20 protein-coding genes, 10 tRNA genes and 3 rRNA genes are annotated in these 25,424 nt (G+C 38.7%); 2 read left to right on the top strand and 31 right to left on the bottom strand.

All coding sequences use genetic code 11. The features are described from left to right. Positions 1-86: 86 nt before the first annotated feature. From AT726_RS07510 to AT726_RS07495, 4 genes are all read right to left on the bottom strand, one after another. Complete coding sequence (locus AT726_RS07510) at positions 87-854, bottom strand: type III pantothenate kinase (RefSeq protein ID WP_055241331.1); 768 nt, start codon at positions 852-854, stop codon at positions 87-89. Then, positions 848-2,059 (bottom strand): bifunctional phosphopantothenoylcysteine decarboxylase/phosphopantothenate--cysteine ligase CoaBC, encoded by a 1,212-nt coding sequence (coaBC, locus tag AT726_RS07505; protein ID WP_068759322.1) that lies wholly within the window; start codon positions 2,057-2,059, stop codon positions 848-850. The genes AT726_RS07510 and coaBC overlap by 7 nt, the downstream gene beginning before the upstream one ends. Next, positions 2,060-2,689 carry an ECF transporter S component gene (locus AT726_RS07500; protein WP_068759321.1) on the bottom strand — a complete coding sequence of 210 codons (630 nt, stop codon included), beginning with the start codon at positions 2,687-2,689 and terminating at the stop codon, positions 2,060-2,062. A 257-nt stretch (positions 2,690-2,946) separates the two neighbouring features. After that, positions 2,947-3,606 (bottom strand): redox-sensing transcriptional repressor Rex, encoded by a 660-nt coding sequence (locus tag AT726_RS07495; RefSeq protein WP_055275958.1) that lies wholly within the window; start codon positions 3,604-3,606, stop codon positions 2,947-2,949. 218 nt (positions 3,607-3,824) lie between these two features. Here AT726_RS07495 and AT726_RS07490 point away from each other — a divergent pair, with 218 nt between their 5' ends. Both AT726_RS07490 and AT726_RS07485 read left to right on the top strand, forming a co-directional pair. After that, positions 3,825-5,738 carry an ABC-F family ATP-binding cassette domain-containing protein gene (locus tag AT726_RS07490; protein WP_055275956.1) on the top strand — a complete coding sequence of 638 codons (1,914 nt, stop codon included), beginning with the start codon at positions 3,825-3,827 and terminating at the stop codon, positions 5,736-5,738. 284 nt (positions 5,739-6,022) lie between these two features. Next, the gene (locus AT726_RS07485) at positions 6,023-7,000 is read left to right on the top strand and encodes a GNAT family N-acetyltransferase (protein WP_055304794.1); all 978 of its coding nucleotides are present in this window, start codon (positions 6,023-6,025) and stop codon (positions 6,998-7,000) included. A 24-nt stretch (positions 7,001-7,024) separates the two neighbouring features. Here the strand turns inward: AT726_RS07485 and tsaD are convergent, their stop codons facing one another. The 27 genes from tsaD to AT726_RS07350 form a co-directional block, all read right to left on the bottom strand. Then, on the bottom strand, positions 7,025-8,044 hold the full coding sequence (tsaD, locus tag AT726_RS07480) for a tRNA (adenosine(37)-N6)-threonylcarbamoyltransferase complex transferase subunit TsaD (protein WP_068759320.1): 1,020 nt from the start codon (positions 8,042-8,044) through the stop codon (positions 7,025-7,027). A gap of 15 nt (positions 8,045-8,059) precedes the next feature. Further along, a complete protein-coding gene (gene rimI, locus AT726_RS07475) occupies positions 8,060-8,488 on the bottom strand; it encodes a ribosomal protein S18-alanine N-acetyltransferase (protein ID WP_055277694.1) in 429 nt (142 codons plus the stop codon). Between the two features lie 2 nt (positions 8,489-8,490). Further along, positions 8,491-9,189: a tRNA (adenosine(37)-N6)-threonylcarbamoyltransferase complex dimerization subunit type 1 TsaB gene (tsaB, locus tag AT726_RS07470; protein WP_068759319.1), complete on the bottom strand. Its 699-nt coding sequence runs from the start codon at positions 9,187-9,189 to the stop codon at positions 8,491-8,493. 2 nt (positions 9,190-9,191) lie between these two features. Further along, positions 9,192-9,638 carry a tRNA (adenosine(37)-N6)-threonylcarbamoyltransferase complex ATPase subunit type 1 TsaE gene (gene tsaE, locus AT726_RS07465; RefSeq protein ID WP_055241348.1) on the bottom strand — a complete coding sequence of 149 codons (447 nt, stop codon included), beginning with the start codon at positions 9,636-9,638 and terminating at the stop codon, positions 9,192-9,194. A 191-nt stretch (positions 9,639-9,829) separates the two neighbouring features. Further along, positions 9,830-10,429, bottom strand: coding sequence for a sporulation membrane protein YtaF (gene ytaF, locus AT726_RS07460; RefSeq protein ID WP_055277692.1), 600 nt, complete (start codon positions 10,427-10,429; stop codon positions 9,830-9,832). Between the two features lie 108 nt (positions 10,430-10,537). Next, positions 10,538-10,611: transfer RNA gene (locus tag AT726_RS07455), tRNA-Gly, on the bottom strand. Positions 10,612-10,622: 11 nt separating this feature from the next. Then, positions 10,623-10,731, bottom strand: a 5S ribosomal RNA gene (gene rrf / locus AT726_RS07450). Positions 10,732-10,783: 52 nt separating this feature from the next. Next, positions 10,784-13,674 (bottom strand): 23S ribosomal RNA (locus AT726_RS07445). A gap of 108 nt (positions 13,675-13,782) precedes the next feature. Beyond that, a 16S ribosomal RNA gene (locus tag AT726_RS07440) occupies positions 13,783-15,299 on the bottom strand. Together the 16S, 23S and 5S rRNA genes with 3 tRNA genes alongside form the textbook arrangement of a ribosomal RNA operon. Positions 15,300-15,469: 170 nt before the next feature. Beyond that, positions 15,470-15,546, bottom strand: a tRNA-Glu gene (locus tag AT726_RS07435). Between the two features lie 7 nt (positions 15,547-15,553). Continuing rightward, positions 15,554-15,629, bottom strand: a tRNA-Asp gene (locus tag AT726_RS07430). A gap of 1,325 nt (positions 15,630-16,954) precedes the next feature. Beyond that, a tRNA-Arg gene (locus tag AT726_RS07425) sits at positions 16,955-17,031 on the bottom strand. 41 nt (positions 17,032-17,072) lie between these two features. Continuing rightward, positions 17,073-17,158 (bottom strand) — tRNA-Leu (locus tag AT726_RS07420). A 36-nt stretch (positions 17,159-17,194) separates the two neighbouring features. Next, positions 17,195-17,268: transfer RNA gene (locus AT726_RS07415), tRNA-Gly, on the bottom strand. A gap of 9 nt (positions 17,269-17,277) precedes the next feature. Beyond that, a tRNA-Pro gene (locus AT726_RS07410) sits at positions 17,278-17,354 on the bottom strand. 9 nt (positions 17,355-17,363) lie between these two features. Further along, positions 17,364-17,439: transfer RNA gene (locus AT726_RS07405), tRNA-Asp, on the bottom strand. Between the two features lie 7 nt (positions 17,440-17,446). Next, a tRNA-Glu gene (locus tag AT726_RS07400) sits at positions 17,447-17,523 on the bottom strand. A gap of 32 nt (positions 17,524-17,555) precedes the next feature. Continuing rightward, positions 17,556-17,646: transfer RNA gene (locus tag AT726_RS07395), tRNA-Ser, on the bottom strand. 134 nt (positions 17,647-17,780) lie between these two features. Continuing rightward, positions 17,781-18,740, bottom strand: a complete 960-nt coding sequence (locus tag AT726_RS07390) for a M23 family metallopeptidase (RefSeq protein WP_068759318.1) — start codon at positions 18,738-18,740, stop codon at positions 17,781-17,783. 67 nt (positions 18,741-18,807) lie between these two features. Then, positions 18,808-19,587, bottom strand: coding sequence for a histidinol-phosphatase (locus AT726_RS07385; protein ID WP_055277318.1), 780 nt, complete (start codon positions 19,585-19,587; stop codon positions 18,808-18,810). Positions 19,588-19,610: 23 nt separating this feature from the next. Then, on the bottom strand, positions 19,611-19,946 hold the full coding sequence (locus AT726_RS07380; protein ID WP_055244744.1) for a hypothetical protein: 336 nt from the start codon (positions 19,944-19,946) through the stop codon (positions 19,611-19,613). Between the two features lie 101 nt (positions 19,947-20,047). Continuing rightward, positions 20,048-20,473: a 3-hydroxyacyl-ACP dehydratase FabZ gene (fabZ, locus tag AT726_RS07375; protein ID WP_055244745.1), complete on the bottom strand. Its 426-nt coding sequence runs from the start codon at positions 20,471-20,473 to the stop codon at positions 20,048-20,050. A gap of 46 nt (positions 20,474-20,519) precedes the next feature. Continuing rightward, positions 20,520-21,758: a beta-ketoacyl-ACP synthase II gene (fabF, locus tag AT726_RS07370; protein ID WP_055277317.1), complete on the bottom strand. Its 1,239-nt coding sequence runs from the start codon at positions 21,756-21,758 to the stop codon at positions 20,520-20,522. 18 nt (positions 21,759-21,776) lie between these two features. Continuing rightward, positions 21,777-22,520, bottom strand: coding sequence for a 3-oxoacyl-[acyl-carrier-protein] reductase (gene fabG, locus AT726_RS07365; protein ID WP_055244748.1), 744 nt, complete (start codon positions 22,518-22,520; stop codon positions 21,777-21,779). 12 nt (positions 22,521-22,532) lie between these two features. Then, the gene (gene fabD, locus AT726_RS07360; protein ID WP_068759317.1) at positions 22,533-23,462 is read right to left on the bottom strand and encodes an ACP S-malonyltransferase; all 930 of its coding nucleotides are present in this window, start codon (positions 23,460-23,462) and stop codon (positions 22,533-22,535) included. A 20-nt stretch (positions 23,463-23,482) separates the two neighbouring features. Then, on the bottom strand, positions 23,483-24,412 hold the full coding sequence (gene fabK, locus AT726_RS07355; protein ID WP_068759316.1) for an enoyl-[acyl-carrier-protein] reductase FabK: 930 nt from the start codon (positions 24,410-24,412) through the stop codon (positions 23,483-23,485). Between the two features lie 27 nt (positions 24,413-24,439). Then, a complete protein-coding gene (locus AT726_RS07350) occupies positions 24,440-25,408 on the bottom strand; it encodes a beta-ketoacyl-ACP synthase III (RefSeq protein WP_068759315.1) in 969 nt (322 codons plus the stop codon). Between the last annotated feature and the right edge of the window lie 16 nt (positions 25,409-25,424).

The raw sequence follows: 25,424 nt of genomic DNA, 5'->3' as shown, positions 1-25,424 counted from the left end.
ATCCATAATTTTCCTTTTATTTTGCCTGAACATAAAAAAAGAACCAAATACATTTGATTCCTTTTTATCAACGATCAATAATCTTCTTATCCCTTTGTTTTATGATAAATAACTTTCATTCCTTTAAAAGCTAAATCTGGATCATAAATATCAATCATATCAGTTTCATTATAAATGATACGCCCAAGTCCACCAGTCGCTACCACTTTAATGTCTTTACCAACAGCTTCCTTTACTTTTTTGATAATGTATTCCGTTTGACCGATATAACCATAAACTAATCCACCTTGCATACTCGTAATCGTATTACGACACATAATCGTCGCAGGCTTTTTAATTTCAATTTCAGGTAACTTTGCAGCTTGTGTCCATAAAGCTTGAGCAGAAATCTCAATTCCTGGTGACGTGACCCCAAACTCAAACTCACCATTTTCATTGACATAATCATAGGTTGTTGCCGTCCCAAAATCAATAACAAGCGCTGGACCACCATAAATATGATATGCTGCTGCAATATCAACAATACGATCAGCTCCCACCTCTCTTGGATTTTCAGTTTTCACACTAATACCGGTCTTAATACCTGGGCCGACAATGATTGGTTCAATATTAAAATACTTACGAATAGCATTTGTTAAAGAATGCATAATCTTAGGCACAACGCTGGAGATTAAAACATCCTCAACCCCCTTTGGATCAATATTCTTTGTTTGGAAGAATGAAAATAACGTAATTCCAAATTCATCTGATGTTCGTTGCAATTTAGTCGTTAGCCGAAAATTTGCAATTAATTCATCCTGGTCATAAACTCCTAGTGTAATATTCGTATTTCCTACATCAATAACGACTAACATACTATCCCTCTTTTCTTCACTAAAATCTGTAATAAACGATTCATAATCTCATAACCAAGTGCTTCTTTAGACATGACATCTAACTTCGTTACGCCCTCACCCGTTAACATCGTCACTACATTCGTATCCTTTTTGAATCCCGCTGCATCTTCATTTAACTGATTTGCAACAATCAAGTCAGCACCTTTATTCACTAACTTCTTCGTAGCATTCTCAACTAAATCTTGAGTCTCCATAGCAAACCCACAAACAACTTGATCCGCCTTTTTTAACTGCCCCATATGAGCTAAGATATCTGGATTGGTTACAAAATCAATCGTCAACTGATTACCTTGCTTTTTCATTTTATGATCACTCACACGCTCCACTCGGTAATCTGAAATGGCTGCTGATTTCACTAAAATATCATAATCATCTTTTAGAGCCTCGACTGCTTCAAACATTTGAATTGCTGTTCTAACCTCAACAACATCCATGAAAACTGGCTTTCTTAATGAAACAGGCCCAGTTACTAACGTCACATCCGCACCTAAATTACGAGCAGCACGTGCCACTGCATACCCCATCTTCCCACTTGAATGATTCGTCATGAAACGAACTGGATCTAAATCTTCTTGAGTGGGTCCTGCGGTTACGACAACTTTCATTCCTTTTAAAGGCTTGTCCTTAACTAATAAACTTTCAATCGCATCTTCAATATCCTCGATTTCTGCCAATCGACCTTTCCCAACATCTCCACATGCTAAATAACCACTATCTGATTCAACAAAAGTCATTCCATATTTTTTACAAATCTCAATATTATGCTGTGTGATTGGATTATTTAACATTCCTGTATTCATTGCAGGTGCAATGAGTTTTGGGCAAGCAGCGGCTAAAAACGTTGTCGTCAACATATCATCCGCTAATCCATGAGCAAACTTCGCAATACAATTTGCTGAAGCTGGAGCCACAACAAATAAATCTGCGCGCTTAGCTAATGAAATATGATTCACATCATACTGGAAATTGCGATCAAACGTTCCAACAGATACACGATTATGAGTTAATGTTTCAAATGTCATCGGTGTAATAAATTCTGTAGCATTTTTCGTCATAATGACATGAACATCATAACCTTTTTTATATAGACTACTTGCAAGTTGTGCACTTTTATAAGCTGCAATTCCCCCACAAACTCCCAATACAATAGTCTTTTTGTTCAACTAAATCACCTTCTTCGTAATTGGTTCTAACACCTTCGTTAATGGTGCAATAATTAATGTAGCTAAGATGGCTTCGAGTACACTATTTGTCGTAATGATTCCTAGTAATAAGCCAAATAAAGCTGAAACTTCAACTCCTTTGGCTGCCGCATAACTTGGACCAAAGAATAAGTAGATCATTCCAAGCACTAAAATGGAGTGAATTAACGTACAAACTAAAGCCGTAACTCCACTACCGAATAATCTCATTTTATTATTTTTATTTTTAAACCAATGATAAATCACTGCAGCTAATACCCCAAGTAAGACACGTGGACCAATAGCAATAACTAAACTCATGAAGTTTCCACGATATTCACCTAATGAATAAAATGGGGTAAATACAAATGATGTAATCGTTGGGGTAATCGTATTAATAATCACACTACTCAATCCAAAAACTAATCCTGTAATAGCTCCACCTTTGACTCCCAATAAAATTCCTGCTAAAATAACTGGAATATGCATGGTTGTGGCACGAACTGGGCCTAATGGAATATATCCAAGTGGTGTTAACATTAAAACAACTTGAATACTACAAAACATCGTTAGTAAAACTAAAAACTTGGTTTTCTTTCTTGATTGATTCATTTTTCTTCTCCTCCACTGTCGCTTCTTTCGAATGCAACGTCTTGAATATTATATTTGACATCGTTAGTATGACCTTAATTGATGTTATAAAATCACCATTAAGTTTGACAAACGCTATCATCGCTCATAATTATACTGATGTATTGAATAGTTTTCAATAAAATAACATTATTTTACCATTATTCATCGCCTGTAAAAAGAAAAAAAGCTTATAATCAATTGATTATAAGCTTATAACGGACGAATTTTAAAAAGTACTAATGTTTTGCTTGTTCTTTTTGAAAAACATAGAAGAATAATGTCTCTAACTCCATATTTAAATCTACTTCATGAACGGTAATGTCTTCACTCACATTAATCACTGTAGAAGATAAATTTAAAATACCTTTAATACCTAACCCTTCTAATGATGTTGCAACACTTTGAGCAACTGTCGGTGGTACTGTTAAAATAACATAAGTAACACGGTGTTCTTCAATATACGATTTTAAATCATTTAAATGATAAAGAGGCAATTCACCTACACATTGTCCAACTAAGCTTTCATCTGTATCAAACCCTGCAATTAAGTTAACTGGTGTTCTAAATACACGTTTCTTAAACTTATCTGAGCAAAAATACTTTAATAGTGCACGCCCTAAGTTTCCGACCCCAATTAAAACACAGCTCTGTGCATCCTCTGTTTTCAATAAATTATTAAATGCCTCTAAAACAACGCGTACCTCATATCCATATCCTTGACGACCTAATTCACCTAAATATGAAAAATCACGTCGAATAGTAGCAGAATCAATCCCTATTTTTTGGCTTAATTCACCTGACTGAATTCGTTTAACGCCCATTTCATCTAATTCAACGAAACAGCGACGATAAAGTGCTAACCTTTTAATCGTTGCATTTGGAATATTCGATAACATAGAAAACCTCCTTTACCATATTTCAATAATAACATGAAAATAATTCAATGTGAATACTGTCAGAAGCATAAAACGTCTATATGTTAAATTGTTTTAAAATTCGAATATTATTTCATCCAGTGTCCGTTGCTTATCTCTTCTTTAAGCATTATACTTATAAATAAATACAATAAAATCCGAATATCTACTGATAAGTTAATATATAAAGGAGAAACAAAATGATCTTATTACAAACTAGCAAATTGACAAAGCTCTATTCAGGAACTCCCATTCTTGAAAATGTGCAATTTGAAGTCAAAAAAGGGGAGCGTATTGCCGTTGTTGGACGTAATGGTGCCGGTAAATCAACATTATTAAAAATGATTGCTGATGAAATCGACTTCGATAGTGGAGAAATCCACAAGCCACAAAGTGTCGTCCTAGGCTATTTTGCCCAATCAAGCCACGTTAATTCAAATGACACCATCTATAATGAAATGTTAAGCGTCTTCGCTGAAACAATCAAACTAAAAGGCCAGCTTGAAGAGCTAAGCCTTAAAATGGCTGAAGAAGACCCAAGCAGCGAACAATACTTAAGAATTATTGAACAATATCAAAACTTAAATCATCGCTTTGAATTAATGAGTGGTTATACTTACGAATCTGAAATCAATAATATTCTCAATCGATTTAAATTCAATGAGATTGGCTTTGACCAAAAAATCTCAAACTTGAGTGGAGGACAAAAAACAAGATTGGCTCTTGCCAAACTCCTTCTTCAAAAACCAGATGTCCTAATTCTCGATGAGCCTACTAACCACTTAGACATCGATACAATCGAATGGTTGGAAGGATACCTAAAAAAATATTCAGGTGCCGTAGTTATCGTCTCACATGACCGCTATTTTATCGATCAGATTGCAACAACGGTCTATGAAATTGAGTATCGAAAATGTACGAAGTACAAAGGAAACTACTCAGATTATATGGATCAAAAAGCAGTTTCCTATGCATCCCTCATGAAGCAATACGAAAAACAACAAAAAGAGATTTCAAAAATGGAAGACTTCATTAGTCGAAACATCGTCCGTGCTTCAACAACAAAACGTGCTCAATCACGCCGTAAGCTATTAGATAAAATGGAGCGTATTGAAATCCCTAAAATCAACGATAAATCAATCGGTATTACATTTGAAATTGATCGCCGAAGCGGAAATGACGTCCTAAAAGTAGAAGATTTAACAGTTGGATACCCAGATCAAATCATCTCAGATCATCTAGACTTCCAAATTAATCGTCTAGATCGTGTGGCTTTAATTGGGCCAAATGGAATCGGAAAATCTACCATCCTTAAAACAGTAGCAGGTGACTTACCAAAGTTAGGGGGAGAAGTTTACTACGGTAAAAGCCTAGACATGGGATACTTTGATCAAGAACAAGCAAACCTAACTTCTAATAACACCGTCTTAAATGAAGTTTGGAACTACTTCCCGACGCGACTAGAAAAAGATATTCGTACATTACTTGGAAACTTCCTGTTTACAGGAGATGACGTCTTTAAGACAGTTAACCAACTGTCTGGTGGTGAAAAGGTTCGACTAACACTTTGTAAACTCATGCTTCAAAAAAATAACTTCTTACTTCTAGATGAGCCAACTAATCACTTAGATATTGATAGTAAAGAAATGCTAGAACTTTCACTAGAAGACTATGAAGGAACAGTCTTCTTCATCTCCCATGACCGTTACTTCATCGATAAAATCGCAACACGCATTTTAGAGGTTACTCCGCATGGGGTAGTATCATACTTAGGAAACTACTCAGATTATATGGAGAAGAAACAACAATTGGCTGAGCTAGAAGCAGCTAAATTAGCTGAGGAGTCAAACGCAACAACAACTAACAATGTAACAGATTACCAAAAACAAAAAGAACAGCGACGATTAGAACAACAGCGTAAACGTCAACTAGAGGACATCGAATCAAAAATCGCCGCCTATGAAGAAGAACTTGAATATAAAAAAGCTGAGCTTTTCCAAGAAGAAGTCTATCTGGACACACAAAAATCAGCACAGGTTCAAGCTCGAATCGAAGAACTTGAAGAGTTAATCATGGAATCTATGGAAACTTGGGAAGAATTAAGCTTATCATAAAAAAAGTCGTCCATTTGGACGACTTTTTGAATATCCACAATATGTAGTGAATATCATGTAACAAAAGGAGGAATTTTCAAAAAAAGAGTCAAAAAATCTTGTTCACTAGCTAGGCAAATCAGATTAAACACAACGAAGGGGGAGTTAATCAAATCGCCTACCAATAAAATCTCTAGCTCTATCTCATATAAGATAGAGCTTTTTCATATACTTAAACATCACTTGAACCTCCCATGACTAAAGTCACGAGTGTTCTGTTGACATTCATAAAATGGAGGAATACTATGAAAACAAAAAGACTAACCTTAAGAAACGTTGAAATTACTGATGCAAAACTTCTAGCCCAATGGAAGAATGATCCTGATCTGCAAGAGATGTCCACAGGTCAAAAAGAGTTCACCACAGAAACTGAACAAACAGATATTACTAACAATCATGACCCCTACTACATTCTCGTAATCAATGAAACCAATGAGCCTATCGGATATATCCGTATCAATTGGTTAGATGAACATGCAACTTGTGCCTGGCTTAGATTTGGGCTCGGCTCACACCGAGGGCAAGGTTACATGAAAGAAGCACTTGAAACATTAATAACTACCTTATTTAACCAAGGTGTTCATCGAATCGAATCAGAAATATATGATTATAATACACCTAGCCAAAAACTACTCCAATCACTCAACTTTGAACATGAAGGCACACGTCGCCAAGCCTACTATCAAAACGGAACTTATCACGATGTTCATCTTTTTGGACGAATCAAACGTATCCCTAGTACAAATCTCCAAGATTATCTCACTTATGTAATTCCTTACTATCCACAACCTGAATCTCTTAACTGTATCGTCAAAAATCTTAATTTCTTTGACACCAAAACATTAAACCTTTCTAAACTTTATTTCCTAGCAACCTTCTCTGGATTACTCACTAAACTTCAAACAGATTCTAAATTTATGGCACAAACTTTATCACAACTTGTCTCCTTAAATTGGGATCCTGATCAAATAAAAGATGGTCTTTATAGCTTAGAACGTCAATTACACTCACCTCTGACAGAAGAAGAAAAAATCGTTCATGACCTCTATACCTTAGAACAGATTGGAGCTCCAGAAATAGCTAGAGCACTTGCACTCGAAGGAACACAACACCAACTCTTTGATGACATTCGACAAAATAAATTCGAATTTTTCACCACAATTGGGAAAGAAATAGGCGAAGAAAGACTAGCCTATACAAAAAAATTTCTACAACAACTATAAAAAAGTAGCCTTACGGCTACTTTTTTATAATGAAGTTAACTCCATTCCTGATAATCCATTCATATCCATTCCACTACGATGCCCTTTTAAATAAGCCATCGTTCCTGCAGCACCAATCATCGCTGCATTATCTGTACAAAGTGATAATGGAGGAACCGTTAATTTAATATGGCCATCTTTCGCAACAGCTTCTTCTAAACCTTTACGAAGTCCTTTATTGGCTGATACTCCACCAGCGACAATAATTTGTTTTACGTTATATTCACGTGCCGCACGCATCGTTTTTTCCACAAGAACTTCCACCACGCTCGCTTGGAAACTTGCCGCTAAATTTTCAGGAACAATCTCCTCACCACGTTGTTTTGCATTATGTACGGTATTAATAACTGCTGATTTTAACCCAGAGAAACTAAAATCGTAAGACTCTTTATCTAACCAAACACGAGGTAACTTATAAGTATCTTCACCAACAGCGGCTAAACGGTCAATATGTGGACCACCTGGATACGGTAAACTTAACGTACGAGCCACCTTATCATAAGCCTCTCCTACTGCATCATCTAACGTCTCACCAATCACTTCAAACTGATAGTGATCCTTCATATAAACTAACTCCGTATGGCCACCTGAAACGACTAATGCTAACAATGGAAACTCTAAAGGTTCCACTAATTGATTCGCATAAATATGCCCCGCAATATGATGCACACCGACTAATGGAATATCATGAGCAAATGCTAAAGCTTTTGCTGCATTAATCCCAATTAATAATGATCCAATTAAACCTGGCCCCTCGGTCACCGTAATCGCATCAATATCATCCCAAATTACATTTGCTACCTTTAAAGCCTCTTCAAAAACAAGCGTCACACTCTCAACATGATGACGACTTGCCACCTCAGGAACAACCCCACCAAAACGTTTATGACTCTCAATCTGAGATGCAACTACATTCGATAAAATCTCAGTTCCATTTTTAATAACCGCAACACTCGTCTCATCACAGCTACTCTCAACCGCTAATACTAAAATATCTTTTTCCATGACTATCACCAACTTCTATCTAAAATTACGAGTCATTAATAATGCATCTTCACCATCTGCATAATACCTTGCACGAGTTCCAACCGAAATGAACCCACACTTCTCATATAAACGAATCGCTGTGTGATTACTCATACGAACTTCTAATGACATCGTATCACCTTCGTTTTTACACGCATCTTGGATAAATTGTTCAACAAGCAATCTTCCATAACCTTTTGATCGGTAATCAGGATTTACAGCAACATAATATAAATCTGACATTTCAAAAATAATCTGACCTACTAAATAACCAACAATTTGATGATCGATTTCAATAACAATCCCATAATGAAACATCTTCTCTTGCACATAATCTTCAAAATTAAAAGATTGTTTAAATAATACATCATGTAACGATGTAACCTGAAATAAATCTTCTTCTCTCATTAAACGAATATTCATCATTATAATCCCTTATTTTTTTGTTCTAACATCCAATTCATTTCTGCTTCTGGTAAACGATGATACTTCGGCGTAAAATGATGAATATTATCTACAGGAGTCTTTTCTAATGCTAAATTTGCTAAAACAGAGGCATGTGGCATATTTAAATTTTCATCTTCCACCTTAATTACCTTATCACCTAGAACAGACTCAATTAAATCCCAGTACCTTGCAACATCATTACCAAGGAAATACATTTTTTTCTCACTTTTTGATAAATTGTCTAATAAACCTTGTAATTCATAGTGTCCATCTGAAATAACGACATTCGATGACGCTCCTTCATAAACTCCAGCAAACACCGTTTGACGACGCGCGTCAAATAAAGGAATAATGTACGCGTCTTCTTTGATATTACGAGCTAAAATTTCTAAACTAGAAACACCTACTAACGGTTTATTTAATGTCCACGCTAACGTCTTAGCAACAGTCACTCCAATACGAACACCCGTATATGAACCTGGCCCCTCTGCAACAGCAATTAAGTCAAGCTCTTTAGGGGTACGATTAACTTTTTTAAATAAGGCTTCAATCGTCGGCATCAAACGCTTTGAATGATCATTTTTAGTAGCCTCAACGACTTCAATTAATATCTCATTATTCTCAACAAGAGCAAGCGATAAAGTAGTATTTGATGTATCAATAGCTAAAACAAACATTTTTATAACACCTCACGAATTGATTCATAAAATTCCCCTACAGGAGTTAATTCAATACGGCGATCGTTCTCACCTTCACGATATACTTTAATATCTAGACGTTCTTTAGGAAGGATATCTTCAATCATACTAGCCCACTCAACAACACAAACACCATCACCAAATAAGTAATCATCTAATCCCATATCCTCAGCACCATTTTCTAAACGATACACATCCATATGATAAAGTGGTAAACGTCCTTGGTATTCCTTAATAATGGTAAACGTCGGGCTATTTACATTTCGTTTAATATCAAGACCTTTTGCAAATCCCTTCGTAAAAGTTGTCTTCCCTGCACCAAGATCACCTTCTAAAGTCAAAATCATACCAGGTTGAACCCAACCACCAATCTTCTCAGCAAGTAACTGAGTTTCTTCAACAGAATTTGTTTTAATTATATATGTCATACTATCACCTATAAGTTCTAAATAAAGATTATGAATTATTATGGATAAATTTTATCATAAATATCTTAATAAATTAGAAAGTTTATTCTAACTTTATTATAACATATCTCAGTAAACAGATTAGTACTAATACGACAATAAAATACAAAAGGATGAAGACTACGCTTCATCCTTTTGTATCCTGACCTAAACTAAAAGAACAATTGGTAAATAGCCAGTAACATAATAATCACACTAGCAATATACTCTGCATACTTCACAGTACTGTAACTTAAAAAATTATATGTTAAACGACATCCAAATTCAATAAATAAGATACTTAAAATTAAACAAGTTACTGATGTAATATAAATATTAAGCCCTGTTAAAGCAGCACCAATACCTAAACCCAAATTATTCAAACATAAAAATAAACCTAACATACAAGCTTCTCTAATATCAATAGATTTTGAATGGTCCTTATCAAAATTCTCTGCTAAATCAGCAGCATCATTAATAATCTTCACATCACTATTAGCTTTTATTTGCTTATATAGGGCCTGATAAAACATATAAAATCCAAATAAAAATAACAGTGCACTCCCTATCCATTGCGTAATTGAACCAATCAAAAAACCATTAAATATATTACCTATATACATACCTAGCATAGTACCCAGGCAAGAAATGAGACCAACAATTAAATTACTTGTAAAACAAATTTTTATTTTTCTTGCACCATAGCTCAAACCTATAATAAGACTATCGCAAGTAGCAGATGCAGAGAATAGTAGAATAGCTAAAAAGTTCATGTTTTATCCCTACCTTTAGTTTATTACGAGATACTATATGTAATAAACCTGGTAGAGGTTCTATCTATAAACACAAAAAAAGCACTCTAAGAGTGCGACTATTCGAATTGGAGCGGGTGAAGAGAATCGAACTCTCACAGTCAGCTTGGAAGGCTGAAGTTCTACCATTAAACTACACCCGCATATAGGTTTGGCCCAGCGACGTCCTACTCTCGCACTTGCGTACTACCCTCGGCGCTAAGGAGCTTAACTTCTGTGTTCGGTATGGGAACAGGTGTGCCCTCCTTGCCATCATCACTAGACCATTGAAAGATGTTGTTAATCTTCCAAAACTAGATATCTTCTTCAGTTTCTTTGGTTAAGTCCTCGATCGATTAGTATCAGTCCGCTCCATGTGTCACCACACTTCCACTCCTGACCTATCAACCTCGTCGTCTTCAAGGGATCTTACTTCTTTCGAATGGGAAATCTCATCTTGAGGGGGGCTTCACGCTTAGATGCTTTCAGCGTTTATCCCGTCCACACGTAGCTACCCAGCTATGCTCCTGGCAGAACAACTGGTACACCAGCGGTGTGTCCATCCCGGTCCTCTCGTACTAAGGACAGCTCCTCTCAAATTTCCTACGCCCACGACGGATAGGGACCGAACTGTCTCACGACGTTCTGAACCCAGCTCGCGTACCGCTTTAATGGGCGAACAGCCCAACCCTTGGGACCGACTACAGCCCCAGGATGCGATGAGCCGACATCGAGGTGCCAAACCTCCCCGTCGATGTGAACTCTTGGGGGAGATCAGCCTGTTATCCCCGGGGTAGCTTTTATCCGTTGAGCGACGGCCCTTCCATTCGGTACCGCCGGATCACTAAGCCCGACTTTCGTCCCTGCTCGACTTGTAGGTCTCGCAGTCAAGCTCCCTTCTGCCTTTACACTCTTCGAATGATTTCCAACCATTCTGAGGGAACCTTTGGGCGCCTCCGTTACTCTTTGGGAGGCGACCGCCCCAGTCAAACTGCCCACCTGACACTGTTCCCTGACCCGATAAGGGCCACGGGTTAGAACCCCAGTGACACAAGGGTAGTATCCCAACAGCGACTCCACCAAGACTGGCGTCCTGGTTTCTTCGTCTCCTACCTATCCTGTACATGTGCCACCAGTGCTCAATATCAAGCTACAGTAAAGCTCCACGGGGTCTTTCCGTCCTGTCGCGGGTAACCTGCATCTTCACAGGTACTATGATTTCACCGAGTCTCTTGTTGAGACAGCGCCCAGATCGTTACGCCTTTCGTGCGGGTCGGAACTTACCCGACAAGGAATTTCGCTACCTTAGGACCGTTATAGTTACGGCCGCCGTTTACTGGGGCTTCAATTCAAAGCTTCGCTTGCGCTAACCTCTCCTCTTAACCTTCCAGCACCGGGCAGGCGTCAGCCCCTATACATCACCTTGCGGTTTAGCAGAGACCTGTGTTTTTGATAAACAGTCGCCTGGGCCTATTCACTGCGGCTTGCTTTCACAAGCACCCCTTCTCCCGAAGTTACGGGGTCATTTTGCCGAGTTCCTTAACAAGAGTTCTCTCGCTCATCTTAGGATTCTCTCCTCGCCTACCTGTGTCGGTTATCGGTACGGGCACTTATTAAATTAACCCTAGAAGCTTTTCTTGGAAGCGTGACGTCAGTTGACTTCGCCATTCGGCTTCGGCATCACAGCTCAATGTTATGCCATGCGGATTTGCCTACATGACCACCTCACTGCTTACACGTGAATCCAATCACACGCTCAACTTAGCCTTCTCCGTCACTCCATCAGTTTAATAAGTGGTACAGGAATATCAACCTGTTGTCCATCGGCTACGCCTTTCGGCCTCACCTTAGGTCCCGACTTACCCAGGGCGGACGAGCCTTCCCCTGGAAACCTTAGGCTTTCGATGGATAGGATTCTCACCTATCTTTCGCTACTCACACCGGCATTCTCACTTCTAACCGCTCCACAGCTCCTTCCGGTACTGCTTCACCGCTGTTAGAACGCTCTCCTACCACTGACTCTAAAGTCAATCCGCAGCTTCGGCGGTCCGTTTAGCCCCGGTACATTTTCGGCGCAGAGTCACTCGACTAGTGAGCTATTACGCACTCTTTAAAGGATGGCTGCTTCTAAGCCAACCTCCTAGTTGTCTGTGCATCTCCACATCCTTTTCCACTTAACGGACACTTGGGGGCCTTAGCTGGCGGTCTGGGCTCTTTCCCTTTTGACCATGGACCTTATCACCCACAGTCTGACTCCCGATTATATCTATCTGGCATTCGGAGTTTGATTGAGATCAGTACCCCGAGGTGGGGCCATCACCCATTCAGTGCTCTACCTCCAGTAGACTTAACATCGAGGCTAGCCCTAAAGCTATTTCGGAGAGAACCAGCTATATCCGTGTTCGATTGGAATTTCACCCCTAGCCACAAGTCATCCAAGCACTTTTCAACGTGCCCTGGTTCGGCCCTCCAGTCAGTGTTACCTGACCTTCAGCCTGCTCATGGCTAGCTCACACGGTTTCGGGTCTACAACATCGTACTCTTCGCCCTATTCAGACTCGCTTTCGCTACGGCTCCGCATCTTCTGCTTAACCTCGCACGATATCGTAACTCGCCGGTTCATTCTACAAAAGGCACGCCATCACCCATTAACGGGCTCTGACTATTTGTAGGCACACGGTTTCAGGTTCTCTTTCACTCCCCTTCCGGGGTTCTTTTCACCTTTCCCTCACGGTACTGGTTCACTATCGGTCACTAGGTAGTATTTAGCCTTACGAGATGGTCCTCGTTGATTCCGACGGGATTCCACGTGTCCCGCCGTACTCAGGATTCCTTCCATGCATCTCACAATTTCACCTACGGGACTCTCACCCCCTACGGTTGGCCTTCCCAGACCATTCGGCTATCATGATTTGTCAATTATGAAGGTCCTACAACCCCGGATAAATCCGGTTTGGGCTCTTCCCACTTCGCTCGCCGCTACTACGGGAATCGATTTTTCTTTCTTTTCCTCCAGGTACTTAGATGTTTCAGTTCCCTGGGTCTGTCTCCTATATGGCTATGTATTCACCATATGGTGCTAGCGTATAACCACTAGCGGGTTTCCCCATTCGGATACCCCCGGATCAATGCTCACTTACAGCTCCCCGAGGCGTTTCGCCGTTTGTCGCGTCCTTCTTCGACTCCTAGTGCCAAGGCATCCTCCGTGCGCCCTTATTCACTTAACCTAAATCAAATCTATTGTTTGTTTCTTCTGAATGAAGATATCTAGTTTTCAAAGATCAACTTTGGAAGAAATTCTTCCAAAACTAAACAGAACGTCTCTTTCTCCATAGAAAGGAGGTGATCCATCCCCACCTTCCGGTAGGGATACCTTGTTACGACTTCACCCCAATCATCTACCCCACCTTAGGCAGCTCCCTCCTTGCGGTTAGGCCACTGACTTCGGGTGTTGTAAACTCTCGTGGTGTGACGGGCGGTGTGTACAAGACCCGGGAACGTATTCACCGCGACATTCTGATTCGCGATTACTAGCGATTCCAACTTCATGTAGGCGAGTTGCAGCCTACAATCCGAACTGAGATTGGCTTTATGAGGTTTGCTCCACGTCACCGCTTCGCTTCTCTTTGTACCAACCATTGTAGCACGTGTGTAGCCCAGGTCATAAGGGGCATGATGATTTGACGTCATCCCCACCTTCCTCCAGTTTGTCACTGGCAGTCTCGTTAGAGTCCCCAACTGAATGCTGGCAACTAACGACAGGGGTTGCGCTCGTTGCGGGACTTAACCCAACATCTCACGACACGAGCTGACGACAACCATGCACCACCTGTATCCATTGTCCCCGAAGGGAAAATCCTATCTCTAGAACGGTCAATGGTATGTCAAGACCTGGTAAGGTTCTTCGCGTTGCTTCGAATTAAACCACATGCTCCACCGCTTGTGCGGGTCCCCGTCAATTCCTTTGAGTTTCAGTCTTGCGACCGTACTCCCCAGGCGGAGTGCTTAATGCGTTAACTTCAGCACTGAGGTTCGACCCCCAACACTTAGCACTCATCGTTTACGGCGTGGACTACCAGGGTATCTAATCCTGTTTGCTCCCCACGCTTTCGCGCCTCAGTGTCAGTTACAGACCAGGAAGCCGCCTTCGCCACTGGTGTTCCTCCATATCTCTACGCATTTCACCGCTACACATGGAATTCCACTTCCCTCTTCTGCACTCAAGTCGACCAGTTTCCAATGACCCTCCACGGTTAAGCCGTGGGCTTTCACATCAGACTTAATCAACCACCTGCGCGCTCTTTACGCCCAATAATTCCGGATAACGCTCGCCACCTACGTATTACCGCGGCTGCTGGCACGTAGTTAGCCGTGGCTTTCTCATAAGGTACCGTCACACTCTAGCCATTTCCTACTAAAGTCGTTCTTCCCTTATAACAGAATTTTACAACCCGAAGGCCTTCATCATTCACGCGGCGTTGCTCGGTCAGGCTTTCGCCCATTGCCGAAGATTCCCTACTGCTGCCTCCCGTAGGAGTCTGGGCCGTGTCTCAGTCCCAGTGTGGCCGTTCACCCTCTCAGGTCGGCTACGCATCGTCGCCTTGGTAGGCCTTTACCCTACCAACTAGCTAATGCGCCGCAGGCTCATCCATCAGCGGTGCCAGAAGCACCTTTAAACTTTCGTCCTATCCGGTATTAGCGATCGTTTCCAATCGTTGTCCCCGTCTGATGGGCAGATCACCTACGTGTTACTCACCCGTTCGCCGCTCACCACCGAAGTGGTTCGCTCGACTTGCATGTATTAGGCACGCCGCCAGCGTTCATCCTGAGCCAGGATCAAACTCTCCATAATTAAATGTTTGTTTTTATCCTAAGCTTCCTTAAGAAACTTAATTCTTAAATAAATGTTTGTTGACGTTCTGTTTAGTTTTCAAAGAACTTCGTGTCACCTTGTTTTGGCGACTTTATTAATTTATCATGTCTGTCTCTTTCTGTCAAACACTTTTTAAACTTTTTTATTAATGGTGACCCGTACGGGATTCGAACCCGTGTATGCATGCGTGAAAGGCATGTGTGTTAAACCGCTTCACCAACGGGCCATTAAAATGGCGGTCCAGACGGGAATCGAACCCGCGATCTCCTGCGTGACAGGCAGGCATGTTAACCGCTACACCACTGGACCTTTTTTCGACTTTTTAAGCTTATCATCAGTGCTGTTTTTTGTCAACACCCTTTTTAAAATATAGAATAAAATCTCAATTTGATTAATTCCTCTGTCCTTCGACTTCTATATAGTATCATCACTGTCGAAATTTGTCAACACTTTCTTGTTTTTTTTTGCAATTGATTATAATAAATAGCTTTTTTCCCTTTTGTTGCTATATGTATTCGAATGATTCGTTTTTATATAACACAAATCGTAATATTAAGTGCGACATATAAAAAAGCTCATAAATAGAATATTTGTTATTGAATGAAGTTACCACACCAAATTCTTAAAAAGGAGATCTGTGCATGAGTTATCCCAATCTTAACATATTCGAACCTCGATTCATCAACGTCCAAAAGAAGTAAAAAGACGTGAAACGTTTGGACATGTGCTCCCCCCTTCATAGAAGATGAATAAATCCTCCACTGGTAGGGAACGGGGAGTAGGATTCTCATCTCTGTTGGTAACAACAAGGTATTTTCCTTTGAGGAGCAGTAGATACCACTATTTCGAGTCGTAGTAAAATTAACAGTTGTTTACCTACCTTTGTTGAACGTCAAACACGTTTTTATACGGCCATTAAAATAGAAATTCCCTCTGCTCAAACTAAACACATAAATATATTAGTCTATTTACTATAAGATATATAGTTGATCGCTATAATAATTGTTTACACTTTCTTAAATTATAAAAGAAAACTAATCCTAGTTTGGGTTTTATAGTATTGACTGTTACTAGATAAGTACCACCTTCCTTTCATATTATCAAAAAAAGATGTTAAGTCTCTCCTGTTACAATATCAGTAACTAAGAAATCCATAGAAAAATAATCATTTTAGAGGTCACTATTGATTACTTTTAAACTCTGCTCACTATCTCAATACACAACTTATTACTTCGTTTAGTGTTTCAAACATCTGATGTTTCAAATTAATTTCTCTGAACTTCAAGCTACTCTTCAAATTTTGAAAACTATGCTGCTATTTTTAACACACATAATAAGTTCGTATACTATTATTCCTATTGAAAAAGAATTAATAATAAAATATAGCATTTAACGAAATCCCTTGAGATATTGTAACTTTTATCGCTTCAAATCACTTAGCTCATAATTCAAAACTAATTAAATTTAAAAAACCCTAGTAGCTTAGGCTGCTAGGATTTAAAATCAATGACATATTATAGATAAATTGTATTTTTAAGTAAACATAATAAATAAAAACGACTACCTAAATGTTATACATTCGTATACAAGAAATAAAAAAAGAGTTCCTTCGAACTCATTATTATCTGTTATTATGGCGCGCCCAAGAGGAGTCGAACCCCTAACCTTTTGATCCGTAGTCAAACGCTCTATCCAATTGAGCTATGGGCGCTTTTTATGTTATTCTTGATGATGTTGATTAGACATTCATTATGGTGCGGCCGAGAGGACTCGAACCTCCACAGGATTGCTCCTACCAGCCCCTCAAGCTGGCGCGTCTACCATTCCGCCACGACCGCATACAGCTTATTCATGGCACATCACAATGAAATTAATGGAGCGGGTGAAGAGAATCGAACTCTCACAGTCAGCTTGGAAGGCTGAAGTTCTACCATTAAACTACACCCGCTTATTCGAATGGTCGGGAAGACAGGATTCGAACCTGCGACCCCCTGGTCCCAAACCAGGTGCTCTACCAAGCTGAGCCACTTCCCGTTTTTTAAATGGCGGTCCAGACGGGAATCGAACCCGCGATCTCCTGCGTGACAGGCAGGCATGTTAACCGCTACACCACTGGACCTTTTGAATGGTGACCCGTACGGGATTCGAACCCGTGTATGCATGCGTGAAAGGCATGTGTGTTAAACCGCTTCACCAACGGGCCATACTTTTGATTCACCAATTCTTTTTTCATAATGGCGGAGCAGGAGGGATTTGAACCCTCGCGCCGGTTGCCCGACCTATACCCTTAGCAGGGGCACCTCTTCAGCCACTTGAGTACTGCTCCATTTCGTTTTTTTCTTGTCGTTCCTGACGACTTCTATATAATATCATGCTCTACAAATAGAGTCAACACTTTTTATAAACTTTTTTTATTTTATTAAAAAAAGCAGTAATATACGCATATTACTGCCCTCTTTATTATTGTTTTTCTTTTTCCCAACGTCTTAAATGTGGGTAAGGATTAAAGGCCCATTCACAACGTCCATCATATTTATATAGACCAAAATGTAAATGTGGTGGGAACTTTCCACTTGTCCCCTCCTTACCATATCCTGTACTTCCTACATATCCGATGACTTGTCCAGGTTCTACAATATCTCCTTCTTTTAAATCTCCTTCGAAACCTTGTAGGTGAGCATAGTATTGATAAGTATTATAAATATCTCTAATCCCAATTCGGTATCCGCCATAATCATTCCATCCCATTATTTCTACTACGCCATATGCAGTCGATAAAACAGGAGTTGAATAACATGCAAAGATATCTATTCCTTCATGTGATCTTGCTCCACCCCAGCTTCGAGCAGCTCCGTAGTTATCTTGAAAACTATAACTATAACGCTTTGAAACTGGTAATGACCGCTTATCTAACACTATCGTATCAAAATGTTCAAATAAACTAGCAATTTCTTTGATGACCATAACTGCTTGTTCTTTTTGATAGTAGGCTTCTATTGCGCCTTCAAAGTCATCGAATGATCTTAAGTATTCGACCATCGTATACATAACATCATCTTCATTATTAATATCTACTACACCATCTCCATCACCATCTTTAGCAATTCCACCAAAAAGATTAATTGTATAGCTGTCATTATCATAATAATATGGATTCTCAGGTCCTGACCAGCGCTCATTAATCATACAGATGGAAATAGTATCGTACTTTAAATCCTTGCATTCTTCTCTAAATTTATAGATATTTCTTTCATACTGATCAATTGCAGCAATTTCATACCAGGGAACTCCTGAGGCTAATTCATAGTCTTTATACATTTTCATTCTAGCTTCATGATTACTATCATCCGCATTAGCAATGATACTAGGTAATACTATCATGACAAGTGATAAACTCATTATTAGAAATCTACGTTTCATGTCGTCCACCCATTTCTAGCCTTAATTTAAAGTACATTAATAAAAAGGGGCCGACTAGAAGCTAAGATTATTGATAATCACTAATTATGTTTAAGTTTAAGTTGATTGCCATTTGGCTTGCATTAGAAACATATTCATCATTAATATTTGATGGATGATGGGCATCTGAGTTAATCAATACAGGTATTTGTTTATCAGCAACTAGCTTCCAAAATTTCATATGTGGATAAGGGTATCTTTTTCCATCACTGTATTCTTGAATTCCTCGGCGTAAACCGTTGGCATTAAATTCGAGGGGCGTCTGGTATCTATTCGCTGCCTCAATAATGATGTTACTAGCTTGTTCACAATTATCATCCCATTCCATATTATTAAGAAACATTAAATCTGGGTGTGCGACAAAAGCGAAATAGCCAGTAGCTAGTGCCTGTTCAATTGATTTAGCATATTCGATATACTGGATTGTATTTTCAAGGAAGTATGTATTAATATATTTTTTTTGGTCAGATACATAAATGTGTTGTCCTAATACAAGATAGTCAATTCCCTTTTCATTAATTAACTGTTCATAGTATGCTGATTTTCGAGAATCGTATTCAATTTCTAGTCCAATACGTAGTTGAATTTGATTTTTAAATTGTTCTTTTAATTTTTTCATTGTTTCGATGTATTCATCTAATTCAGAATATTTCATTCTTAATCCAAAGCGATCGTCTGGATATGGCGCATGATCTGAAAATCCTAATGTACTAAATCCTGCATTAATAGCTTCTTGGATATATTCAATATCTTCGCCACCTGCATGTTGGCAACGTTTTGTATGTGTGTGAAAGTTCGTTTTAATCATATTTTATTCCCCCCGAAATATTTTTAATATGATGTTCCGTAAATCCAAAGTTGTAAAATTAAGAAGATACATAAGAAAAATGTACAGAATGATGTTCCTATGAATCCTAGTTTTTCATGGTTATTACCATATAGGTAGTAACAAAGTGCACTAATGATTAGCCAAAAGAGAATGAAATACATTGTCATCCCTAATCCACTAATAATTAATAATATGATTGTAATGACAATATTAATCGCTAATTCAGCCTGAAGTATTCTTTTTTTATTTTTAAAGTTTATTTTTTTTGATTGGATCAGGAAAAAGAATATTCCTATAAATATAACTAATATTAATAATAGTCCTAGTAAGAATGGCATTTTAACACCTACTTTTTTTAGATTTTATTTTATTATAGCAATAATGTTTGTTCAATAATTAAAAAGGGTGTAGAAATTTTAAGTTTTCTACACCCTTTTTATTATCCAATCGCAAAGGTAAGTTCAGCTTCAACGGCTACTTTATCTCCCAGTTTAGCCACTGCTTTACCAACTCCAATACTTCCTTTAACTTTGATGAGTTCAGTTTCTAATGTGAGAACATCACCTGGAATGACTTTTTGACGGAATTTTGCTGATTTGATTCCAGCAAAGTATGCGATTTTTCCCTTGTTATCTTCTAAGCTTAAAATAGCGACTGCTCCGACTTGTGCTAAGGCTTCAATAATGAGTACGCCCGGCATGACGTGTTGTTGTGGAAAGTGTCCCATGAATTGCATCTCATTAGCTGAAACACATTTAACTCCTAAAGCACGTTTTCCTGGTTCTAGTTCATCGATTCGATCGATAAGTAAGAATGGATAACGGTGTGGGATAATTTCTTGAATTTGATTGCTATTTAAGACCATTTCTTCACCTTCTTATTTTCCTATATAATATAGAAAGATTTTTTGATTATCCAGCGTATTTTTTAAGGACGATGCATGCATTATGACCACCAAATCCTAATGAGTTAGACATGGCATATTGAATGTCTTGTTTACGTCCTTGATTAGGGACGATATCTAAATTACATTCAGGATCTGGTTGTGAATAGTTAATCGTTCCTGGAACAAATCCATCTTGTAATGATTTAACGGTAATAATAGCTTCAACTGCCCCCGCTGCTCCTAGGAGATGACCTGTGTTTCCTTTAGTTGAACTTAGCATGACTTTTGTATCTTCACCAAAGACTTTCTTAACCCCTAATGTTTCTAGTTTATCGTTTAATGGTGTTGATGTACCATGGGCGTTAATGTAGTCAATGTCATCTGCTGATATTTGGGCGTCATTAAGTGCCATTTTAAAGCAGGCAGCTGCTCCGTTTGCTTCAGCATCAGGTGCTGTCATATGGAAGGCATCACAGCTTACTCCATATCCGATGATTTCAGCGTAAATAGTTGCTCCGCGTTTCTTAGCATGCTCATATTCTTCTAATACTAAAGCTCCAGCACCTTCTCCCATAACAAATCCATTACGTTCTGCGTCAAATGGGATTGAGGCACGGTTTTTATCAGTTGCTGTTGATAAAGCTTTCATCGATGAGAAGCCACCAATTCCGAGTGGTGTAATTGACGCTTCGGCTCCACCTGTTAACATAATGTCTGCATAACCATCACGAACGTATTTGAATGCTTCTCCAATTGAGTTTGTTCCCGCTGCACAAGCTGTCACAATATCTAAACATGCCCCTTTAGCACCTAACATGATAGCCACGTTACCAGCTGCTAAGTTTCCAATTGCCATTGGGATGAAAAATGGAGAGACGCGTTCATATCCCTTTTTAAGACCTTTTTCTTTTTCATTTTCGATGGTTTCTAACCCACCAATTCCTGAACTTAAGATGACTCCAAAACGGTTAGCATCGATTTCTTCCGGGTTAAGTCTTGCATCTTCGTATGCTTGTTTCGAGGCAATCATCGCTAATTGGCTAAAACGATCTAAACGTTTTGCTTCTTTTTTATTAATATAATCCTCTACATTAAGGTTTTTAATTTCCCCAGCTAATTTGACTTTGAAGTCCGTTGTATCAAAATGAGTAATTTCATCGATTCCACAAACTCCGTTTTTAATGTTTTCCCACATCGTTTCAACATCATTTCCAACTGGACAAACAGTTCCTAATCCAGTAACTACGACTCTACGTTTACTCATTAATTACACCTTCCTTATTTAAATTGCCATTCCACCGTCAACAACTAAAACTTGACCGGTAATATAGCGCGCTTCATCACTTACTAAAAATGCGACTGCATTGGCGATATCTTCTACTTCCCCTAGTTGTCCTAACGGGATATTTTCTAATACTTTTTCTGTAATTTCTTCTGATAATTTAGCAGTCATATCTGATTTTACATAACCAGGGGCAACAGCATTTACACGAATATTGCGTGATGCAAATTCTTTTGCTAGTGATTTCGTTAATCCGATGACTCCTGCTTTAGAAGCTGCATAGTTAACTTGTCCCACATTCCCGTTGATTCCAACAACTGATGATAAGTTAATAATCACGCCTGAACGCTGTTTTAGAATTGGACGTGTAATACTCTTACATACATTCCATGTTCCTTTTAAGTTCACATCAATAACAGAATCAAATGAATCTTGATCCATTCTCATCATTAGATTATCTGACGTAATTCCGGCATTGTTAATAATGATATCTAAATGACCGAAGTCTTTAATAATTTGTTTTGTCATTGCTTCGACTTCTTCGTAGTTAGCGACGTTTGCTTGATAGATTTGTGCATTCACGCCATATGCTTTCACTGAATTTAATGTTTCTTCTGCTTTTTGGATATTTCCAGCATAGTTAATCGCAACATCGCAACCAAGTGAGGCAAGTTTTGAAGCAATAGCTGCTCCAATTCCACGCGAAGCTCCTGTGACAAGGGCTACTTTTCCGTTTAATTTCATCTGATTCTCCTCCTAGCTATTTAATGCAGCAAGTGTTTTCTGTAGTGAATCCATATCTTCAACGTTTAAGATTTTTACACTTCGATCAATTTTTTTAACAAATCCACTTAATGTTTTTCCAGGACCAATTTCGATGAAGGTATCAACACCGTTTGCTATCATTTGACGAATACTCGCTTCCCATTTCACGCTAGTGGCCATTTGTTGAACCATTAATTCTTTTAAGTTTAAGTCTGTCTGATAATAATCACCAAGTACATTTAAAACAATTGGGGTTTGAGGTTCTTTTAACTCTTTTGATTCTAGTAATTGCCCAAAAGTTTGAGCTGTTTCTTTTAATAAAGACGTATGGAATGGCCCACTTACAGGTAAAACTAAAGCACGTTTTGCTCCATGATTTTTAGCAATTTCACAAGCATACGTCACGGCTTGTGCTTCCCCACCGATGACAATTTGTCCTGAACAGTTTAAGTTAGCGAGCTCAACGATTCCTTTAGATGATGCTTCATCACAGACGGCTTGTGCTTTTTGTAGATCTAATCCTAATAAAGCTGCCATTTTTCCGTTATTTGAAGCAGTCCCCATCAATTCTCCCCTCTTCGCCACAAGTGAAACACCCTCTGTAAAATTGAAGACATGAGCTGCACATAAAGCTGAATATTCTCCTAAGCTAAATCCAGCTACAACATCGGCTTTAATTCCAGCTTCCTTTAATAGAGCTAATGCCATTTGAGAGACAACAAAGATAGCGGGTTGTGTATAAGTGGTTTGATTAATTAACTCTTTTGAATCTTCAAAGCAGATTTCTTTTAAATCGAATGGTAGTAAAGTATTAGCTTCGTCCATTAATCGACGTGCTGTTTCACTTGATTCATAAAATGATTGTCCCATTCCTACATATTGTGACCCTTGTCCTGAAAACAGAAATGCGATTTTTGACATAATCAATTCTCCCTTTATCATTAACCAATTTTTAGATTTTGACTAACTGTTGACGCATGATTGTAGATATCTTCTATAATTTCAGAAACAGTTTGAACTTGTGAAAGCATTCCTGCCACTTGGCCAACCATTACCGAACCACCTTTTGTATCACCTTCAAGGACTGCTTTACGAAGTGAGCCTAAGGTTAAATATTCAAGTTCCTCCGCTGACACTCCTTGTTTTTCAAGCGCAATATATTCACGAGTCATTGAATTTTTTAAACAACGTACTGGAACTCCGACACTACGTCCCGTTACGACGGTATCTGTATCTTTTGCTTTGAGTATTGCTTGTTTGTAGTTATCATGCACTGGACATTCTTTAGCTGTTAAGAAGCGGGTTCCAATTTGAACACCACATGCACCTAATGCCATAGCAGCAATGAATCCACGTCCATCAGCAATTCCACCTGCAGCGATGACTGGTAAATCAACGGCGTCTACAACTTGGGGAAGAAGTGCCATTGTTGTTAATTCACCTACGTGCCCACCTGATTCCGTTCCTTCGGCAATGATTGCATCAACTCCTAGACGAGCCATACGTTTAGCTAGTGCAACTGAAGGAACAACTGGAATTATTTTAATTCCTGCTTCTTTGAACATAGCGATATATGGACCAGGACTTCCAGCCCCAGTTGTAACAACTTTTACTCCTTCTTCAACGATGACTTTAGCTAAATCATCACAATGTGGATTCATTAGCATTAAGTTAACACCAAAAGGTTTAACTGTTAGTTCTTTACATTTTCTAATTTCACTTTTTAAGCGATCGGCATCCCAACCACCAGAACCAATAATTCCAAGTCCACCTGCATTTGAAACGGCAGCAGCAAGTTCGGCTAAAGAGATGTTCGCCATCCCCCCTTGGATAATTGGATATTTTATATTTAATAAAGTTGTCAAAGACATCTTTTTATCCTCCTTTATAATTGAAGTCTAAATAGAGACGATGCATCCGCCCCATGTTAATCCGCCACCAAATCCGATGAGCATGATTTGATCGCCATTTTTAATTTGTTGTTTTGTGATGGCATCATTTAATGCGATTGGTATACTTGCTGCTGATGTATTTCCATAATCAGAGACATTTAAAAAGAATTGCTTGCTTGAAGCTTTTAAATCTTTAACAACTTTATCAATGATTCGTTTATTCGCTTGATGTGGGATAACTAAATTAATATCATCTAATGAAAGATTATTTTGTGTTAATAAGGTTGTTAAGGTTTCTTTTATTGCGGTCACAGCAAATTTAAACACTTGTTGTCCATTCATATAAAAATGAATAGGTTCAATTTCTTCTTGATGTAACGGGTTATTAACTGAAAGTTTAGTTGTTTTTAAAGCCCCTTGTTCATCACCTGATGAATTCAAATAAAAACTGTGTTCAATACTATCGTCATATTCTACAACAGCCGCTCCTGCTCCGTCTCCAAATAAAACACACGTTGAACGGTCTTCCCAATCCATAATTTTTGATAAAACCTCTGAGCCGATAACTAATGCTTTTTTGACTGTTTTGGCTTTGAGAAATTGTTCAGCAATACTTAAGGCATAAACGAACCCAGTACAAGCAGCATTGATATCAAAGGCAATCATTTGTTGATGATTCAATCCAAGTCTTGATTGAACGAGACAAGCCGTTGAGGGGGTTAATTGTTCCGGTGTGAATGTTGCAACAATAATTAACCCAATTTCTGAAGGATCGACATTACCGTGTTCAATGGCACGTTTAGCTGATTCATAAGCTAAATCAACGGTATTTTCAGTTGAAACAATATGACGATTAGCAATCCCTGTCCGGGTTGAAATCCATTCATCGGTTGTTTCAACAATTGACTCAAGTTGTTTATTGCTAAGCTTTGAAGTTGGAACATAAAGACCACTTCCAACAATTTTAATCCCCACTAAACTCACCTCAACT

The organism is Turicibacter sp. H121, assembly GCF_001543345.1.
Taxonomy (GTDB): domain Bacteria; phylum Bacillota_I; class Bacilli_A; order MOL361; family Turicibacteraceae; genus Turicibacter; species Turicibacter bilis.
Note: the sequence above shows the minus strand (reverse complement) of the source record. Positions and strands in the feature narration are given on the sequence as shown.

Excerpts from the sequence above, each read along its gene's own strand:
- AT726_RS07510 (WP_055241331.1), bottom strand. The coding sequence starts at position 854 with ATGTTAGTCGTTATTGATGTAGGAAATACGAATATTACACTAGGAGTT.
- AT726_RS07500 (WP_068759321.1), bottom strand. The coding sequence starts at position 2,689 with ATGAATCAATCAAGAAAGAAAACCAAGTTTTTAGTTTTACTAACGATG.
- AT726_RS07495 (WP_055275958.1), bottom strand. The coding sequence starts at position 3,606 with ATGTTATCGAATATTCCAAATGCAACGATTAAAAGGTTAGCACTTTAT.
- AT726_RS07490 (WP_055275956.1), top strand. The coding sequence starts at position 3,825 with ATGATCTTATTACAAACTAGCAAATTGACAAAGCTCTATTCAGGAACT.
- AT726_RS07485 (WP_055304794.1), top strand. The coding sequence starts at position 6,023 with ATGAAAACAAAAAGACTAACCTTAAGAAACGTTGAAATTACTGATGCA.
- tsaD (WP_068759320.1), bottom strand. The coding sequence starts at position 8,044 with ATGGAAAAAGATATTTTAGTATTAGCGGTTGAGAGTAGCTGTGATGAG.
- rimI (WP_055277694.1), bottom strand. The coding sequence starts at position 8,488 with ATGAATATTCGTTTAATGAGAGAAGAAGATTTATTTCAGGTTACATCG.
- tsaB (WP_068759319.1), bottom strand. The coding sequence starts at position 9,189 with ATGTTTGTTTTAGCTATTGATACATCAAATACTACTTTATCGCTTGCT.
- tsaE (WP_055241348.1), bottom strand. The coding sequence starts at position 9,638 with ATGACATATATAATTAAAACAAATTCTGTTGAAGAAACTCAGTTACTT.
- ytaF (WP_055277692.1), bottom strand. The coding sequence starts at position 10,429 with ATGAACTTTTTAGCTATTCTACTATTCTCTGCATCTGCTACTTGCGAT.
- AT726_RS07390 (WP_068759318.1), bottom strand. The coding sequence starts at position 18,740 with ATGAAACGTAGATTTCTAATAATGAGTTTATCACTTGTCATGATAGTA.
- AT726_RS07385 (WP_055277318.1), bottom strand. The coding sequence starts at position 19,587 with ATGATTAAAACGAACTTTCACACACATACAAAACGTTGCCAACATGCA.
- AT726_RS07380 (WP_055244744.1), bottom strand. The coding sequence starts at position 19,946 with ATGCCATTCTTACTAGGACTATTATTAATATTAGTTATATTTATAGGA.
- fabZ (WP_055244745.1), bottom strand. The coding sequence starts at position 20,473 with ATGGTCTTAAATAGCAATCAAATTCAAGAAATTATCCCACACCGTTAT.
- fabF (WP_055277317.1), bottom strand. The coding sequence starts at position 21,758 with ATGAGTAAACGTAGAGTCGTAGTTACTGGATTAGGAACTGTTTGTCCA.
- fabG (WP_055244748.1), bottom strand. The coding sequence starts at position 22,520 with ATGAAATTAAACGGAAAAGTAGCCCTTGTCACAGGAGCTTCGCGTGGA.
- fabD (WP_068759317.1), bottom strand. The coding sequence starts at position 23,462 with ATGTCAAAAATCGCATTTCTGTTTTCAGGACAAGGGTCACAATATGTA.
- fabK (WP_068759316.1), bottom strand. The coding sequence starts at position 24,412 with ATGTCTTTGACAACTTTATTAAATATAAAATATCCAATTATCCAAGGG.